Below are 13,129 nucleotides of genomic sequence, written 5' to 3'. Positions count from 1 at the left end.
TTCGAGTGCTATTGAACCTTTACTTTTGCTAGGAAATTACATGAACTTATTTTCGCTGTTAGATCAAACCACGGTTCTTCCCAACTTTGCAGTTGGCTCCAAAAAAGAACTCATTAACGCCCTTGTAGATGCTTTAGAGAAAAAAGTGGAGTCCAAAGAGCAGTTGGAAGAAATAAGGAAAGCCGTGTTTGAACGCGAAAAAATCATGAGTACCGGCGTGGGAAAAGGGCTCGCTATTCCGCACGCAAAAACTTCATCGGTGGATAACAACCTCGCTGCTTTTGCTCTCCTTGAAGAGCCGCTCGACTTTGATTCTATTGACGGTGAACCGGTTCGGTTGGTTTTTCTATTAGTAGGACCGGAATCAAATAACAGCCAGCATATTAAACTGCTGAGTCGGATTTCAAGGCTGATGAACAGCGGGTCGTTCAGGGAAACCATTCTAAATTGTACCTCTACAGATGAAATCCTGAATGCATTTCAGGGTGAAGAAGAAAAATACTTTGTAAGCTAAATGAAGCTTTCTTTCCGCATTGTACTTCTGTTGCTCATCGCATTTTTTGCGGAAACCCTTTATGCTCAGAATCTAACGTCTATTATTGATCGGGCTCCAAATCAGGAAGCATTTTGGTCGGTAACGGTACGGGATGACCAGGGAAGGATTCTGGAAAGTTTCAACCCCAACAAAGTTATCGTTCCGGCTTCCAATCAAAAGCTGTTGACCACCGCAGCTTATCTTGATTTTTTTGGAGCTGCCCATCGCTTCCAAACCTCGATATTTGGGGACGGGGAACTGGCGGGCAATACATGGAAGGGTAATCTCATCATAAAAGGAAGTGGGGACCCCTCAATAAGTGGCGATTTATATAATGACGACCGTTACTATGTGTTCCGAAAGTTTACCGAACAGCTGAAAGCAACGGGAATTGAACAAATTGATGGCATGCTGATGGCCGATGTCAGCTTATTCGACGGGCAGTATTATCCCAAAGGATGGGACTGGTACGACTTTTCATTCTACTACGGAGTGCAAGTCAGTCCGTTGTCCTTCAACAACAACGCCGTGGACCTGGAAGTATTCGCAGAAGGTGAAATCGGGGAAACACCACGCATCACCTGGTTTCCGGATAGTACCGATTATGTGCAATTGGAGAACAGGCAGGTGATCACGCACCCCGCCACGGAATACGATGAATATTACCGCCGGGAGATGGGAGGCAATCGTATTGTGTTAGGTAGTACCCTGCCCAAGGATTATTATGAAGATGAATCACTTTCGATTGATAATCCGCCCATGTTCTTTCTGGATTCCTTTAAAGATTACCTCAATGACCACGGAATTCGTGTTGATGGCCCCATCTTAGTTTCCGATCAAGCTTTTGATTACGATACCACCAAAGTGTTGGCACAGCACAACTCGAGACCATTGAGTGAGCTAATAAACTGGATTAATAAAGAGAGCGATAATTTTTATACCGAAATGATTCTCAAAACTCTTTCTGCCGGGGCGGGTCAACAACCGGGATCGTTTGAGCACGGAATTCTACTGATTAGGGAATTTGCAGAAGAAATGGGATTGGATACTACGCATATTCAGATGAACGACGGTTCCGGTTTAGCCGGGGGAAATTTTAATAAGACGACGATATTATCCAGTCTGCTGGTGGCAATGCAGAATCACCCTGAAGCCACTGCTTACTTCAACAGTATGTCGGTTGCGGGAATTGATGGAACCTTAGCCCACCGGATGAAAGGAACTCCGCTATACAACAATTTCAAAGGGAAGTCAGGTTTTGTGACAGGCGTAAGGACTCTAAGCGGTTCTTTGAAGGCCGAATCAGGAAAAAAGCTGATTGTAAGTATCGCCACCAATAATTTTATCTCCGAAAAAGTGCGCCCCATAGATGCCGTACACGAGCAGATTTTGATGTATCTGTATGAAAAATATTGATTAGTTTTCAGCATGCCCGCAAAGAAAGCACATATCTTAATAACGGATGATGAAAAAGCTATTCGGAATACGCTGCAGGAGATTCTTGAGTATGAGAATTATGAAGTCTCTGCGGTAGAAAGCGGACAGCTGGCCCTGGATTTTGTTGCCGATAACAACATCGACCTGATGTTCCTTGATATCAAAATGCAGGGAATGGATGGGCTTGAGACCCTAAAAAAGCTTCGTGAAGCCGGACATGAGTTTCCTGTTATTATGATTTCGGGTCACGGTACCATAGAAATTGCCGTTGAAGCTACCAAGATGGGTGCCTATGACTTCCTTGAAAAACCCCCGGATTTAAATCGTTTGTTGATTTCAGTCAGAAATGCGCTTTCCCAACAAAATCTTGCCAAAGAGTTCAAGCAGATTAAGAAAAAGCTGCCGAAGGTTCAGGAGATAATCGGGGAGAGTAAAGCCATTTCGAAGATTAAAACACTGATTGAGAAGGTTGCTCCCACGCAATCCCGCGTTTTAATAACCGGTGAAAATGGTACCGGTAAAGAGCTGGTAGCCAAATGGATTCATGAGAAAAGCCCCAGAAGTACCGGGCCATTTGTGGAAGTTAATTGTGCGGCTATACCATCAGACTTGCTGGAAAGTGAATTATTTGGGCACGAAAAAGGAGCCTTCACCGGCGCATCTGAACAGCGAGTTGGTAAGTTCGAACAGGCTGATAGCGGTTCGTTATTCTTGGATGAAATAGGAGATATGAGTTTAGAAGCTCAGGCCAAAGTGTTACGTGCTCTGCAGGAAAATAAAGTGACCCGCGTGGGTGGAAATGAATCTATTTCAGTGGATGTCCGCATTCTTGCCGCTACAAATAAAGATCTGGAAGAAGAGATCGAGAAAGGAAATTTCAGGGAAGATCTGTTTCACCGGATAAGTGTGATCCCAATCAAAGTGCCTCCACTCAGAGAGCGAAAAGCTGATATTCCATTGATTGCCAAAGCTTGCCTGAGTAACCTGAAGGAAAAAGATATCAGTTTTTCATCCATATCATTTTCTGATGATGCTCTGAAAGCTATGAAAGAGAAAGAATGGAGTGGTAATGTCAGGGAGCTTCAGAATGCGGTAGAACGGCTGGGAATTTTGGCAACGGGAGATGAAATATCCAAAGAGACTGTAAACGATGTGCTCAAAACCCGGGATTTGAAAGCAGGGGATTTGGGAAAACTGGCTGATGAAACTGAAGACTTTCAGGATTTCAAGGAAACAGCGGAGCGTATCTTTTTAGTAAAGCAGCTGGAAAAAAACGATTGGAATATTTCTCAGACTGCAGAACAGATTGGCATACAGCGCAGCCACATGTACAATAAAATGAAAAAGTATAACATAGAGCGATAGCATGAGTGCAGAAATTATTGATGGCAAGAAAGTAGCAGAGTTAGTTCGCAACCGCGTTCGGGAGGATGTGGAAGACTGGAAGGCAAAGGGAAATCGGGCGCCCTTTCTGCAGGTGATTTTAGTAGGAGATGATCCTGCTTCTAAAGTGTACACCGGTGCTAAAACCCGTGCCTGCGAAGATGTGGGTATCGAGACCCATACCGAAATTCTGCAGGATACCATCTCGGCTAAAGAGCTTAAATCCATTATTCAGCAGTACAATGATGATGATTCGGTAGATGGGATTCTGGTACAGCTTCCGTTACCGGCGCACTTGTCCTCTCATGATGTGATTGAAAGTATTGATCATCGTAAAGATGTGGATGGGTTCCACCCCATGAATGTGGGAAGGTTGACGGTAGATCAGCCTTGTTTTCGCAGCTGTACCCCGGCGGGAATTATGGAACTTTTCAAACATTACAGCATTCCTGCTAAGGCCAAACATGCCGTTGTAGTTGGTGCTAGTAATATTGTGGGGTCGCCTATGGCAATTATGCTGTCCCGGGAGAATTCATCCGGTAAGGCAACAACAACCATTTGTCATAAGTACACCAAAGACCTGACCCAGCATACCATTTCAGCCGATATCCTCATTGCGGCTGCCGGTCAACCCCATCTCATTAAAGCAGAAATGATTAAAGAAGGCGCCGTAATTATTGATGTGGGTATTAACCGTATTGCTGATGAAACCGCTGAAAAAGGATATAAACTGGTAGGAGATGTGGATTTTGAGTCCGTTAAGAAAAAAGCAAGCTGGATTACTCCCGTTCCCGGTGGTGTGGGCCCAATGACTGTTGCCATGTTGATGAAGAATACCCTGCTGGCTGCCAAAAAGAGCATCTACCCGGAGTAACCTCCGTAGTAAGTTTGGTATTTCACAATTATTGCGACCGTTTATTTAATCTTTGGACTTCACAAACTTTCGATCAGAAGGCCTGAAATACCAGGAAAATGCTGTAGCAATAAGTAGGGTAGTAGCAGGAATTAATTCAGTCCATGCGTGGCCCGATGCAAGATGAGAAAATAAAGCTCCGGTAAATAAGAAGAAGATACCCGCATAAGCCCATTCTTTTATAAGCGGATATTTGGGTATTAGTATAGCCAAAGCTCCCAAAATCTTCCAAATTCCAAGAATTGTCAGAAGATAAACAGGGTACCCCAACTTCTGAATGCCCCACTCAAAAGGAGGGGCCAAAGCACCTTCTATTTCTAAGTGCAGTAATTGTTGTATTCCTGATGCAAGTAATCCAAAAGCCAGGATAACAGTGCTAATCCAATAGATTATTTTCTTTGGTCTCGTCATAGTTTTTCTGTTTCAGGTTTATGTTCTGTTAATCAGGCGTTCTCAAAATTTTCTCCATAGCTTTTCCTCTTGCCAGTTCATCAATCATTTTATCCAAATACCGAATCTCCTGCATAATAGGCTCTTCGATATCTTCCACCCTGATACCACAGACTACTCCTTTAATTAACTTTCGGTAGGGGTTCAGCTTAGGGGCTTCAACAAAGAAAGTCTCAAAGTCGGTTTTGTTCTCAAGAATGACCTCTAATCTTTTTTGGGAATATCCTGTCAGCCAGCGAATAATTTCATCAACTTCTTCTTTTGTCCGGTCTTTCTTCTCAGCTTTCGTCACATAATGAGGATAGACGCTTGCGAAGCTCATTGTATAAATATGGTGTTTTTTCATTTTCGTGGATATTGGATGAAGAAGTTTCTTTTTAATCCGGTTGCTTTATTGTTTCTGAGTTTTGATAAAATGTGGAAATGAATATAAAAATCAAACTAAAGTCACTGTCCGGCAATCGTTTATGCGCATTGTGAATTGTAATATGAAAAGTAGCATCTATAAGGGCTAAATAATTTTTTATAAGGGGTGACACTATGATGTCACTCTCTGTCATTATCATTGAGTAAATCAAAAAACAAAACACAATGATTATGACAAGCAACGCACTTTCAATCACCCCGCAACAAGATCAGTCAACGGCTTTATTTGCCCTTCCAATTCTGAAGAGAATCGAACGGGAAAGTCAGAATGAGTATGCCGAAATGCAGGTGGCTTTTGAACTCATGGGCTGGGGAAATCTGCCAGATGAGCTCAAAATTGAAATCAATGATGACGTGAAGTTCATGGTTGAAGAACTGAAGGGCCGGTTTTCTTCCTGCGACCCTTTTGTAAAGCGCCGTCGTGAAACCATCCACTACTGGGTGAGCTGTTATCAGGATGGAATTTGCTCACTGGATGCAGCTATTAAAGCGCTGAAAGTGAAGGCCCTTTAATTATTTCGGTTTTGGGCTTGATCAGACTTGTTTGATTGCTGAGATTGATAAACTTTTTCGTCTTCAATTTCGATAGAGCTTGAGGGAGCCCCCAAAGACCTGATTTTTTTGGTCAGAGATAGGGTAAGCTTTGCAAGCTGCTCTTTTTGTCTGCGGTAATAGTTTTTCAAAAAGAACCGGCTCAGGGCAAAACCTCCTAAACCGACAAAAGGAGCAATCATCAACGCCAGTTGTTTGCCACTGATTTCTTTAATGGCAATCAGGGTAATTATAAAAGCAAAGAAAAAGCTCAGGAAACCGACAATCATTTTAAATGGCCCCCAGGAGGATACCATCTGTATTTTGGTTTTTCCTTCTTTAGGGGTGAAAGAAAAGTGCTTATAGCCAAAATCGCTTTTCCGTTGCTCCCACTCAAAAGTATTTCCGGTTTTTCTGATTTTTCCAATTCCGCCGGTAACTTTTCGAATTTCGAGAACCAAATCTTCCCACTGATCCTCGGTAAACACAGTATTTATGGTAGCCGAATTTTGGATGCGTGATGTACCCTTCATCAAACTGTAAGACTGCTGATCAAGATCGGGTTCGTCAATAGCTTGTAAAGCTTCAGCCAGAGCTTCCCGGCTAATGCCCACTTCTTCGGCCACATGAATAAGTTCCTCTTCGGTTAACCCATCCTGATCTCCATATAAATCTTTATTGGTTTGAATTTCCGAGGCTTTGCTCAGAATACGGCTGAATTCTTTTTTGGTATAAGTCTTGTTATTGCCCATAAATAATAAGTTTGGACGCTCTACGTAATCCCAACAAAAATTGTTATTCAATGCAGAACTTCCACAGAGATATCCTTATCTTTGAAAAACTGCAAGCCAAACTTTCTTTTTCATGTACAAAATGAATAACTCCTCTCCCTTCGAACGTATTACGCGGCAGGGACTTACGTACGATGACGTACTACTGGTTCCAAATTTTTCACAGGTTTTACCACGCGACGTGGATACAACTGTTCAGCTAACGCCTTCACTAAAACTGAACGTACCCATTATCAGTGCTGCAATGGATACGGTTTCTGAATACCGGTTGGCTATTGCATTGGCCCGGGAAGGGGGAATAGCCATGCTTCACAAGAATATGAGTATTGAAGATCAGGCTGAGCATGTTCGGTTGGTAAAAAGAAGTGAAAGCGGGATGATTGTCGATCCGGTTACGCTTAAAGAAGGGGCTACGGTTCGGGAAGCACGTGCGCTGATGAAGAAGCAGAAAATTGGTGGAATTCCCATTGTGGATGAAGCAGGAATTTTAGTGGGTATTGTAACCAACCGGGATCTTCGTTTTGAATCGGAGCTGAACAAGAAGCTCGGAGACATCATGACGCACGAAGATCTTATTACGGCCAAGGAAGGAACAAACCTGAAGCAGGCCGAGCAAATCCTACAGCATTATAAAGTAGAAAAGCTCCCGATCGTTGATTCCAACAATAAGCTGGTTGGATTGATCACCTTCAAGGATATTGAGAAGAAGATGAACTTCCCAAATGCCTGCAAAGATGAAATGGGAAGATTAAGAGTGGGAGCGGCCGTCGGAGTTACACCCGACACGATGGATCGGGTTGATGCTCTGGTTGCAGCAAGTGTGGACGCCATTACGGTTGATACCGCACATGGTCATTCTAAGGGCGTGTTGGAAACCATCAAAAAGATCAAAAGCGCGTACCCCGATCTGAATGTAATTGGCGGAAATATTGCCACCAAGGCAGCTGCTGAAGCTTTGGCAGAAGCCGGAGCAGATGTTGTGAAAGTAGGGGTTGGGCCTGGTTCAATATGTACCACACGGGTGGTAACCGGAGTGGGAGTTCCTCAGTTAAGTGCGGTAATGGAAGTGGCCGAATTCACCAAAGAAAATGGAATAGGCCTGATTGCAGACGGCGGAATTAAGCAAACCGGTGATATCCCCAAAGCCATTGCCGGCGGTGCCGATGCCGTTATGATGGGCTCTATGTTTGCAGGGGTGGATGAAAGTCCCGGAGAGACCATCATATACGAATCCCGTAAGTATAAATCGTATCGGGGAATGGGTAGTATCAGTGCGATGAACAAAGGTTCCAAAGACCGTTACTTCCAGGATGTGGAAGACGATATCAACAAGCTGGTTCCGGAAGGAATTGAAGGCCGTGTACCATTTAAGGGATACCTGAGTGAAGTTGTTCACCAGATGTCAGGCGGACTAAGAGCTGCCATGGGTTATGCCGGTGCTGCCAATATCGATGAGATGAAGAAAGCCGAGTTTGTTCAGATTTCAGCGGCCTCTTACCGTGAAAGTCACCCGCATTCGGTGCAGATCACCAAGGAAGCGCCGAACTACTCGGTATCCTGATCGGCCTTGCCCGGGATGAAAAACGTACTATTCATTGTCTATTATTTCCCTCCGATGGGGGGGAGTGGAGTTCAGCGTCCTCTAAAGTTTGCTAAATACCTGAGAGATTTTGGCTGGAACCCGATTGTATTATGTCCGGAACCGGGAGCCTATCACACCTTTGACGAATCCCTTCAACGGGAAGTTGAGACTCTAAATCTTGAGGTACACAGAGTAGAGGCAAACACCCCGTTTCACAGAACCGGTCAAAGTCCCAGGGAAGTAAAGGTCCCCGGAACGATCGCTAAAATTTTACGCTGGTTTTCTACCTTTTTCTTCATTCCCGATAACAAGAAAAGCTGGATTGAACCCGGACTGGAGAAAGCTCTGAAATTGGTTAAAGAGAAGAACATTGATGCCGTTTTTGCAAGCGGACCTCCCCACAGTAATTTAATGCTGGCTCAAAGGCTGAAGGAAAAGACAGGTATACCCGTTGTTATGGATCTGAGGGATGATTGGGTAGAAAGCCACCTGATTAAGTACCCAACAGCCTTACATAAAAAAAAGATGGAGCAGCTGGAAGTTGATACTCTCACCAAGGCAAATGCTCTTCTTACTATTAACGATGAAATTGCCGAAAGCATCCGGTCAAGAGTATTAAAAGATGTGGAAGTAATAGGGCATGGGTATGATCCGGAAGATTTTGAGTCAGCCGGTGAGGCGGCATCAGGTTCACCCCGGAAACTTAAATTTTTGTACAGTGGCACCTTTTATCCGGAAAGTACACCGGATTCTTTTCTGAAGGCGGTTTATAGATTGGTGGAACGTAATCCGGAACTCAAAGAAAAGATAGAGCTTCAGTTTCAGGGGGGATTGAATTCCAGGCACTGGAAAGTAATTCATGAATTGGATCTGACATCAATAGTGTTGGATTTTGGCTACGTGGATCATGATCTGGCCGTAAAAAACCTGATGAATGCGGATGTACTGTGGCTGAATATAGGCCAGAAAAAGAATCCGGAAATCATTTCACTTGGAAAAACCAGTGAATACTTTGCAACAAGGAAACCTATTCTGGGTCTTGTTCCCGATGGAAGTGCAAAAACGATGCTGGAAAAATATGGTAAGGCATTTATTGCGGATCCCTACGATATAGCTGAGATTACCGATGAGCTGTCAACCATTGTTGACTGTTACGATAAATCCACCTGGCCGGAACATTCTGAAGAGGTAGTGGACTCCTATAACCGTAAGAAGATGACCGGTAAACTAGCTGAAATTCTGAAAGAAATTTCTGTTCAATAAATAAATTGTATTGTAGTAACTTGGAAAGCAATGATAGATCTGCTTAAAAAATTATTTGAACAGCGACAGAAGAAAATCACGGTCATTTTGCTGGATGACTCCAAGCCCGATGAGGATAATTCCTATAAGGTGTATCCTAACGGTTTGTTTGGTATGATACTGGGAATATCCACTGTGTTTGCTATTTTTGTAGCGCTTGTATTTATGTTGACTCCACTGGGAGGGCTGTTATACAGTACCGATGATGCTGAAATCCGGGCTCAGATTTTGGAAGTAACCGAAAAAGCCATTGCTCTGGAAGATTCTCTTCGTCAGCGCGACTTGCAGCTTCGGGAAATGAAGAACATCATACGGCTGAGTATTGACACCACATTGGCGATGGATGAGCGCTTTGATAATTTGTTTGACCCCAACGATCCTTTTCAGAATTCTGATTTTATAAACTTTGATGAAGCCGGACAATTCAACCGGCTCAGCCAGAATGAAGTCTTATTTTCCAATGTTTCTAAAACAGCACCGGATTTCCCGGCCAAGTATCCGGTTCAGGGGTCATTAACCCGGGGTTATTTACCCGATGATGAACATTATGGCTTAGACATCGCCACAAAAAACAACGAACCTGTCATAAACATTGCTGATGGATCTGTTTTTAATAGTAGTTGGACAATTAACAATGGATATGTAATATCCGTGCAACACAGCGAAGGTGTGGTTACAACGTATAAGCACCTTTCTAAATTAAATAAGAAGGAAGGCGACCTTGTTTTAAAAGGTGATATTCTTGGCGAAATTGGAAATGCCGGGGTATTAAGCACAGGGCCGCATCTCCATTTTGAAATTTGGAAAAATGGGGTACCTCAAAATCCGGAAGTCTATTTAATCAAATAAAATCGAGTTATGCTAAATTCAAAAAAATCTACAAGTACTAATAACGTTTCTGAGAATTCGAACCACTCACCGGCGGTTAACATCCTGAGTGAGGGCACCAAGCTGAAAGGAGATCTCAATTCTCAGACCGACATTCGCATAGCCGGAGTCATTGATGGGGAAGCGGTTTCAAAAGGAAAATTAATTGTAACCGGGAATGGTAAGATTATCGGAAATATCACTTCTTCCGATGCAGACATTGCCGGCCGGGTAGAAGGAGAAGTAAAAGTATCGAATAAGCTTACCCTGAGAGAGAGTGCCATTATTGACGGAAACATCTACACCAAAACCCTGATTGTAGAAGAAGGTGCTCAGATTAACGGCTCCTGCCGTATGGGATCTGATGCCAAATCGCTTTCCCAAAAAAGTGATGCTGATTACGCCGGCGATACTAAAGTTAAATCCTGAACTGCTAAATAATTGCTTCACAACCTGCTGCCCGACAAATACGCTGAATATGTAGGCCTTGGGTTAGAAATTGCCGTTTCCATGGCGCTGCCCATAGTAGGCGGGTATTACCTTGACCAATATTTTGAACTGACGCCCTGGCTTACTTTAACCGGGGTATTGGTTGGTATGGTTAACTTCGGGTTGATGATTGCACGAATAGCTAAAAAGCTAAATCAACAGGATAATGATAGAAAATAATGGCCGGAGTGTCGTAAAAAGCACTTCACTGGTTTCGGCATTTCTGATTTTGGTTTCAGGTGGCTTCTTTGCGGTAGGGGAAACGGAAGGGGTAGCCGTGTTAACCGGTTCTATGCTCAGCTCCGTGTTTGTGATCAGCAGCGCATGGATATTTGACACCTTCAGAGAGACCAAAACCTCTACCTTTATTAAAATATTTTTCTTCTCTACAGCCATCCGCTTTCTGTTAGTGCTCATTTTGTTCGGAATTTTGCTTGGAGTAACAAAAATTGATGAAATCTACTTTACAGTTAGTTTCATAATTTCCTATCTTTGCCAATCTGTAACGGAAATGATTTTTATTAACAAAATTCTTCAAAAGAGCGGCAGTTAAAGACAATGATTCAAACCCTGCGTCGAGTTTTCTTAACTCTTTTATTTTTAAGTATTAGCACCTCAAACACTTTTGCGGCCGACCAGGCGGAAGGTAGTGATGAGCCGATAATCGATGTAATGGGTACCGTTCTTGATCACGATTATTTTAAGACGCCATTTGGTAAAGTCTATCTGCCCCGCATTTTTTATTGGGAAGATGCATCCGGCGAGTCACAATTAAGTTTTTATAGCTCAACCAAAAAAGCCGAAGCTGCTGATGAGTTTATGATGTCTGAAGCCGGTGCAATTGTTCCGGCCAATGGCGGGAGTATTAAGGTCGATTTCTCTATTACTTCTCACCTTATGTACTTTTGGATAAGTGTGTTGCTTGTACTTTGGATTACCATTTCTATGGCGCGGAAGTATAAAAAGGGAATAGGGCGGGATACCGAACCTAAAGGAAGCTTCCAGAATATTTTTGAAATCCTTTTTGAATTTGTTCGTGATAATATTGCCAAAGACAATATTCGTGACGACAAATACAAAAAGTACGTGCCATACCTGTTCTCCATTTTTATGGGGATTGCCTTTATGAACCTGTTTGGCTTGTTACCGTGGGCGGCAACCGCAACAGCTGATTTAACCGTAACAGCTACTCTGGCAACCATTACCTTTTTTATTACCCAGTTCAGTGGAACCAAAGATCACTGGGCACACGTATTCTGGTTTCCGGGCGTGCCGGGCTGGACGCGTTTAATTTTAACGCCGGTCGAAATTCTTGGATTGTTTACCAAGCCTTTCGCTCTCGCAATTCGACTTTTTGCCAACATGTTATCAGGAAAGATGATGATTATCGCGATTCTCGGGTTGATCTTCATTTTTGCTGATCTCTTTGGCCCTGGTGGGGCCTATGGGATGGCAGGTCTGTTATCCGTACCTCTGACCGCAGCATTGTATTTTCTAAAGGCTTTTGTGGCCTTGCTGCAGGCGTATGTATTTACCATTCTTTCAGCCGTATTTATTGGTATGGCTGCCGAAGATCATGCGCATGATGAGGAAGGATATCACGCAGAGCATATTGCTGAACAAGCAAATTGAACTTAAAAAAACCATAATCAACTAAAACAAAACAAAAGAAATATGGGACTTTTAGCAGCAGGTATTGGAGCAGGAATCGTAGCAATTGGTGCCGGACTTGGTATCGGAATGATCGGTAAAGCCGCCACAGAAAGTATTGCACGTCAGCCTGAAGCTTCCGGAGATATCCGAGGTGCTATGCTTTTAACGGCAGTATTTATTGAGGGTGTTGCTCTCTTCTGTGCGGTTATTTGTGCACTGATCATCTTCTTGGGTTAATACCGTGATAAACTCTATGCTACTTTTAGCAGGCGGAGGGGGGTTACTCTCATTTAACACCGGGTTTGCCTGGTGGATTGCCATCACTATGGTTGTTTTCATCCTGTTGATGTCAAAATATGCAGTACCCCCTATTATGAAAGCGCTTGAAGAGCGAGAGTCTAAAATTAAAGACTCCTTGGAGTCTGCAGAGAAAGCCCTGGCGAAAGCCGAGCAAATCTCTAAGGATAACGAGAAAGCTCTTCGGGAAGCTGAAGTAAAAGCACAGCAGATTCGTAAAGAAGCTGCTGAAGAGGCGGAATTAATTCGCTCCGAACGCATCAAGAAAGCGAAAGAAGAGGCCGATCAGATGATTGAGCAGGCCAGAACTTCTATTGAGCAAGAAAAGAAACAAGCTTTGGTGGAATTGAGAGAAGAAGTGGCAAAACTTGCCGTAAAATCTGCTTCTATCATCATCGACTCAGAGCTTGATACTGAAAAGAATAACAAGCTGGTGGATAGTTTTCTATCCGACCTTCCGAAAAATTAACCAA

General features: G+C 43.3%; 17 protein-coding genes. 14 read left to right on the top strand and 3 right to left on the bottom strand.

Translation table 11 applies throughout. From position 1 onward, the window contains the following. The first annotated feature begins 40 nt into the window (after positions 1–40). From ABFW99_RS00330 to folD, 4 genes are read left to right on the top strand one after another with little or no spacing between them, the layout of a single operon-like run. The gene (locus tag ABFW99_RS00330) at positions 41–514 is read left to right on the top strand and encodes a PTS sugar transporter subunit IIA (protein WP_349355239.1); all 474 of its coding nucleotides are present in this window, start codon (positions 41–43) and stop codon (positions 512–514) included. After that, a complete protein-coding gene (gene dacB, locus ABFW99_RS00325) occupies positions 515–1,951 on the top strand; it encodes a D-alanyl-D-alanine carboxypeptidase/D-alanyl-D-alanine endopeptidase (protein ID WP_349355238.1) in 1,437 nt (478 codons plus the stop codon). Between the two features lie 12 nt (positions 1,952–1,963). Beyond that, a complete protein-coding gene (locus ABFW99_RS00320; protein ID WP_349355237.1) occupies positions 1,964–3,337 on the top strand; it encodes a sigma-54-dependent transcriptional regulator in 1,374 nt (457 codons plus the stop codon). A gap of 1 nt (position 3,338) precedes the next feature. After that, positions 3,339–4,229, top strand: a complete 891-nt coding sequence (folD, locus tag ABFW99_RS00315; RefSeq protein WP_349355236.1) for a bifunctional methylenetetrahydrofolate dehydrogenase/methenyltetrahydrofolate cyclohydrolase FolD — start codon at positions 3,339–3,341, stop codon at positions 4,227–4,229. Positions 4,230–4,274: 45 nt separating this feature from the next. Here the strand turns inward: folD and ABFW99_RS00310 are convergent, their stop codons facing one another. Both ABFW99_RS00310 and ABFW99_RS00305 read right to left on the bottom strand, forming a co-directional pair. Continuing rightward, positions 4,275–4,679 carry a DoxX family protein gene (locus tag ABFW99_RS00310; RefSeq protein ID WP_349355235.1) on the bottom strand — a complete coding sequence of 135 codons (405 nt, stop codon included), beginning with the start codon at positions 4,677–4,679 and terminating at the stop codon, positions 4,275–4,277. A gap of 28 nt (positions 4,680–4,707) precedes the next feature. Next, positions 4,708–5,064, bottom strand: coding sequence for a DUF2200 domain-containing protein (locus ABFW99_RS00305; RefSeq protein WP_349355234.1), 357 nt, complete (start codon positions 5,062–5,064; stop codon positions 4,708–4,710). Between the two features lie 251 nt (positions 5,065–5,315). On the opposite strand from ABFW99_RS00305, the gene ABFW99_RS00300 reads away from it, so the two are divergent. Further along, positions 5,316–5,657, top strand: coding sequence for a hypothetical protein (locus ABFW99_RS00300; RefSeq protein ID WP_349355233.1), 342 nt, complete (start codon positions 5,316–5,318; stop codon positions 5,655–5,657). On the opposite strand, the gene ABFW99_RS00295 is transcribed toward ABFW99_RS00300, so the two are convergent. Further along, on the bottom strand, positions 5,654–6,427 hold the full coding sequence (locus ABFW99_RS00295; RefSeq protein WP_349355232.1) for a hypothetical protein: 774 nt from the start codon (positions 6,425–6,427) through the stop codon (positions 5,654–5,656). The two genes, ABFW99_RS00300 and ABFW99_RS00295, sit on opposite strands and share 4 nt — an antisense overlap. Positions 6,428–6,539: 112 nt before the next feature. On the opposite strand from ABFW99_RS00295, the gene guaB reads away from it, so the two are divergent. From guaB to atpF, 9 genes are all read left to right on the top strand, one after another. Beyond that, positions 6,540–8,027, top strand: a complete 1,488-nt coding sequence (guaB, locus tag ABFW99_RS00290) for an IMP dehydrogenase (protein ID WP_349355231.1) — start codon at positions 6,540–6,542, stop codon at positions 8,025–8,027. A 15-nt stretch (positions 8,028–8,042) separates the two neighbouring features. Beyond that, positions 8,043–9,311 carry a glycosyltransferase gene (locus tag ABFW99_RS00285; protein ID WP_349355230.1) on the top strand — a complete coding sequence of 423 codons (1,269 nt, stop codon included), beginning with the start codon at positions 8,043–8,045 and terminating at the stop codon, positions 9,309–9,311. 30 nt (positions 9,312–9,341) lie between these two features. Continuing rightward, on the top strand, positions 9,342–10,199 hold the full coding sequence (locus ABFW99_RS00280; protein ID WP_349355229.1) for a M23 family metallopeptidase: 858 nt from the start codon (positions 9,342–9,344) through the stop codon (positions 10,197–10,199). Positions 10,200–10,208: 9 nt separating this feature from the next. Next, complete coding sequence (locus ABFW99_RS00275; RefSeq protein WP_349355228.1) at positions 10,209–10,646, top strand: bactofilin family protein; 438 nt, start codon at positions 10,209–10,211, stop codon at positions 10,644–10,646. 12 nt (positions 10,647–10,658) lie between these two features. After that, positions 10,659–10,886: an AtpZ/AtpI family protein gene (locus tag ABFW99_RS00270; protein ID WP_349355227.1), complete on the top strand. Its 228-nt coding sequence runs from the start codon at positions 10,659–10,661 to the stop codon at positions 10,884–10,886. Then, complete coding sequence (locus tag ABFW99_RS00265; protein ID WP_349355226.1) at positions 10,873–11,259, top strand: hypothetical protein; 387 nt, start codon at positions 10,873–10,875, stop codon at positions 11,257–11,259. Before ABFW99_RS00270 ends, ABFW99_RS00265 begins: the two co-directional genes overlap by 14 nt. Positions 11,260–11,378: 119 nt before the next feature. Beyond that, positions 11,379–12,338, top strand: a complete 960-nt coding sequence (atpB, locus tag ABFW99_RS00260) for a F0F1 ATP synthase subunit A (protein WP_349355225.1) — start codon at positions 11,379–11,381, stop codon at positions 12,336–12,338. A gap of 42 nt (positions 12,339–12,380) precedes the next feature. After that, a complete protein-coding gene (gene atpE / locus ABFW99_RS00255; protein ID WP_255132016.1) occupies positions 12,381–12,596 on the top strand; it encodes an ATP synthase F0 subunit C in 216 nt (71 codons plus the stop codon). A 16-nt stretch (positions 12,597–12,612) separates the two neighbouring features. Next, positions 12,613–13,125, top strand: a complete 513-nt coding sequence (gene atpF / locus ABFW99_RS00250) for a F0F1 ATP synthase subunit B (RefSeq protein WP_349355224.1) — start codon at positions 12,613–12,615, stop codon at positions 13,123–13,125. Positions 13,126–13,129: the final 4 nt, after the last annotated feature.

Source organism: Gracilimonas sp. BCB1 (assembly GCF_040117685.2).
Taxonomy (GTDB): domain Bacteria; phylum Bacteroidota; class Rhodothermia; order Balneolales; family Balneolaceae; genus Gracilimonas.
Note: the sequence above shows the minus strand (reverse complement) of the source record. Positions and strands in the feature narration are given on the sequence as shown.

Coding starts and splice junctions, on each gene's coding strand:
- ABFW99_RS00330 (WP_349355239.1), top strand. CDS start 41: ATGAACTTATTTTCGCTGTTAGATCAAACCACGGTTCTTCCCAACTTT.
- dacB (WP_349355238.1), top strand. CDS start 515: ATGAAGCTTTCTTTCCGCATTGTACTTCTGTTGCTCATCGCATTTTTT.
- ABFW99_RS00320 (WP_349355237.1), top strand. CDS start 1,964: ATGCCCGCAAAGAAAGCACATATCTTAATAACGGATGATGAAAAAGCT.
- folD (WP_349355236.1), top strand. CDS start 3,339: ATGAGTGCAGAAATTATTGATGGCAAGAAAGTAGCAGAGTTAGTTCGC.
- ABFW99_RS00310 (WP_349355235.1), bottom strand. CDS start 4,679: ATGACGAGACCAAAGAAAATAATCTATTGGATTAGCACTGTTATCCTG.
- ABFW99_RS00305 (WP_349355234.1), bottom strand. CDS start 5,064: ATGAAAAAACACCATATTTATACAATGAGCTTCGCAAGCGTCTATCCT.
- ABFW99_RS00300 (WP_349355233.1), top strand. CDS start 5,316: ATGACAAGCAACGCACTTTCAATCACCCCGCAACAAGATCAGTCAACG.
- ABFW99_RS00295 (WP_349355232.1), bottom strand. CDS start 6,427: ATGGGCAATAACAAGACTTATACCAAAAAAGAATTCAGCCGTATTCTG.
- guaB (WP_349355231.1), top strand. CDS start 6,540: ATGTACAAAATGAATAACTCCTCTCCCTTCGAACGTATTACGCGGCAG.
- ABFW99_RS00285 (WP_349355230.1), top strand. CDS start 8,043: ATGAAAAACGTACTATTCATTGTCTATTATTTCCCTCCGATGGGGGGG.
- ABFW99_RS00280 (WP_349355229.1), top strand. CDS start 9,342: ATGATAGATCTGCTTAAAAAATTATTTGAACAGCGACAGAAGAAAATC.
- ABFW99_RS00275 (WP_349355228.1), top strand. CDS start 10,209: ATGCTAAATTCAAAAAAATCTACAAGTACTAATAACGTTTCTGAGAAT.
- ABFW99_RS00265 (WP_349355226.1), top strand. CDS start 10,873: ATGATAGAAAATAATGGCCGGAGTGTCGTAAAAAGCACTTCACTGGTT.
- atpB (WP_349355225.1), top strand. CDS start 11,379: ATGGGTACCGTTCTTGATCACGATTATTTTAAGACGCCATTTGGTAAA.
- atpE (WP_255132016.1), top strand. CDS start 12,381: ATGGGACTTTTAGCAGCAGGTATTGGAGCAGGAATCGTAGCAATTGGT.
- atpF (WP_349355224.1), top strand. CDS start 12,613: ATGCTACTTTTAGCAGGCGGAGGGGGGTTACTCTCATTTAACACCGGG.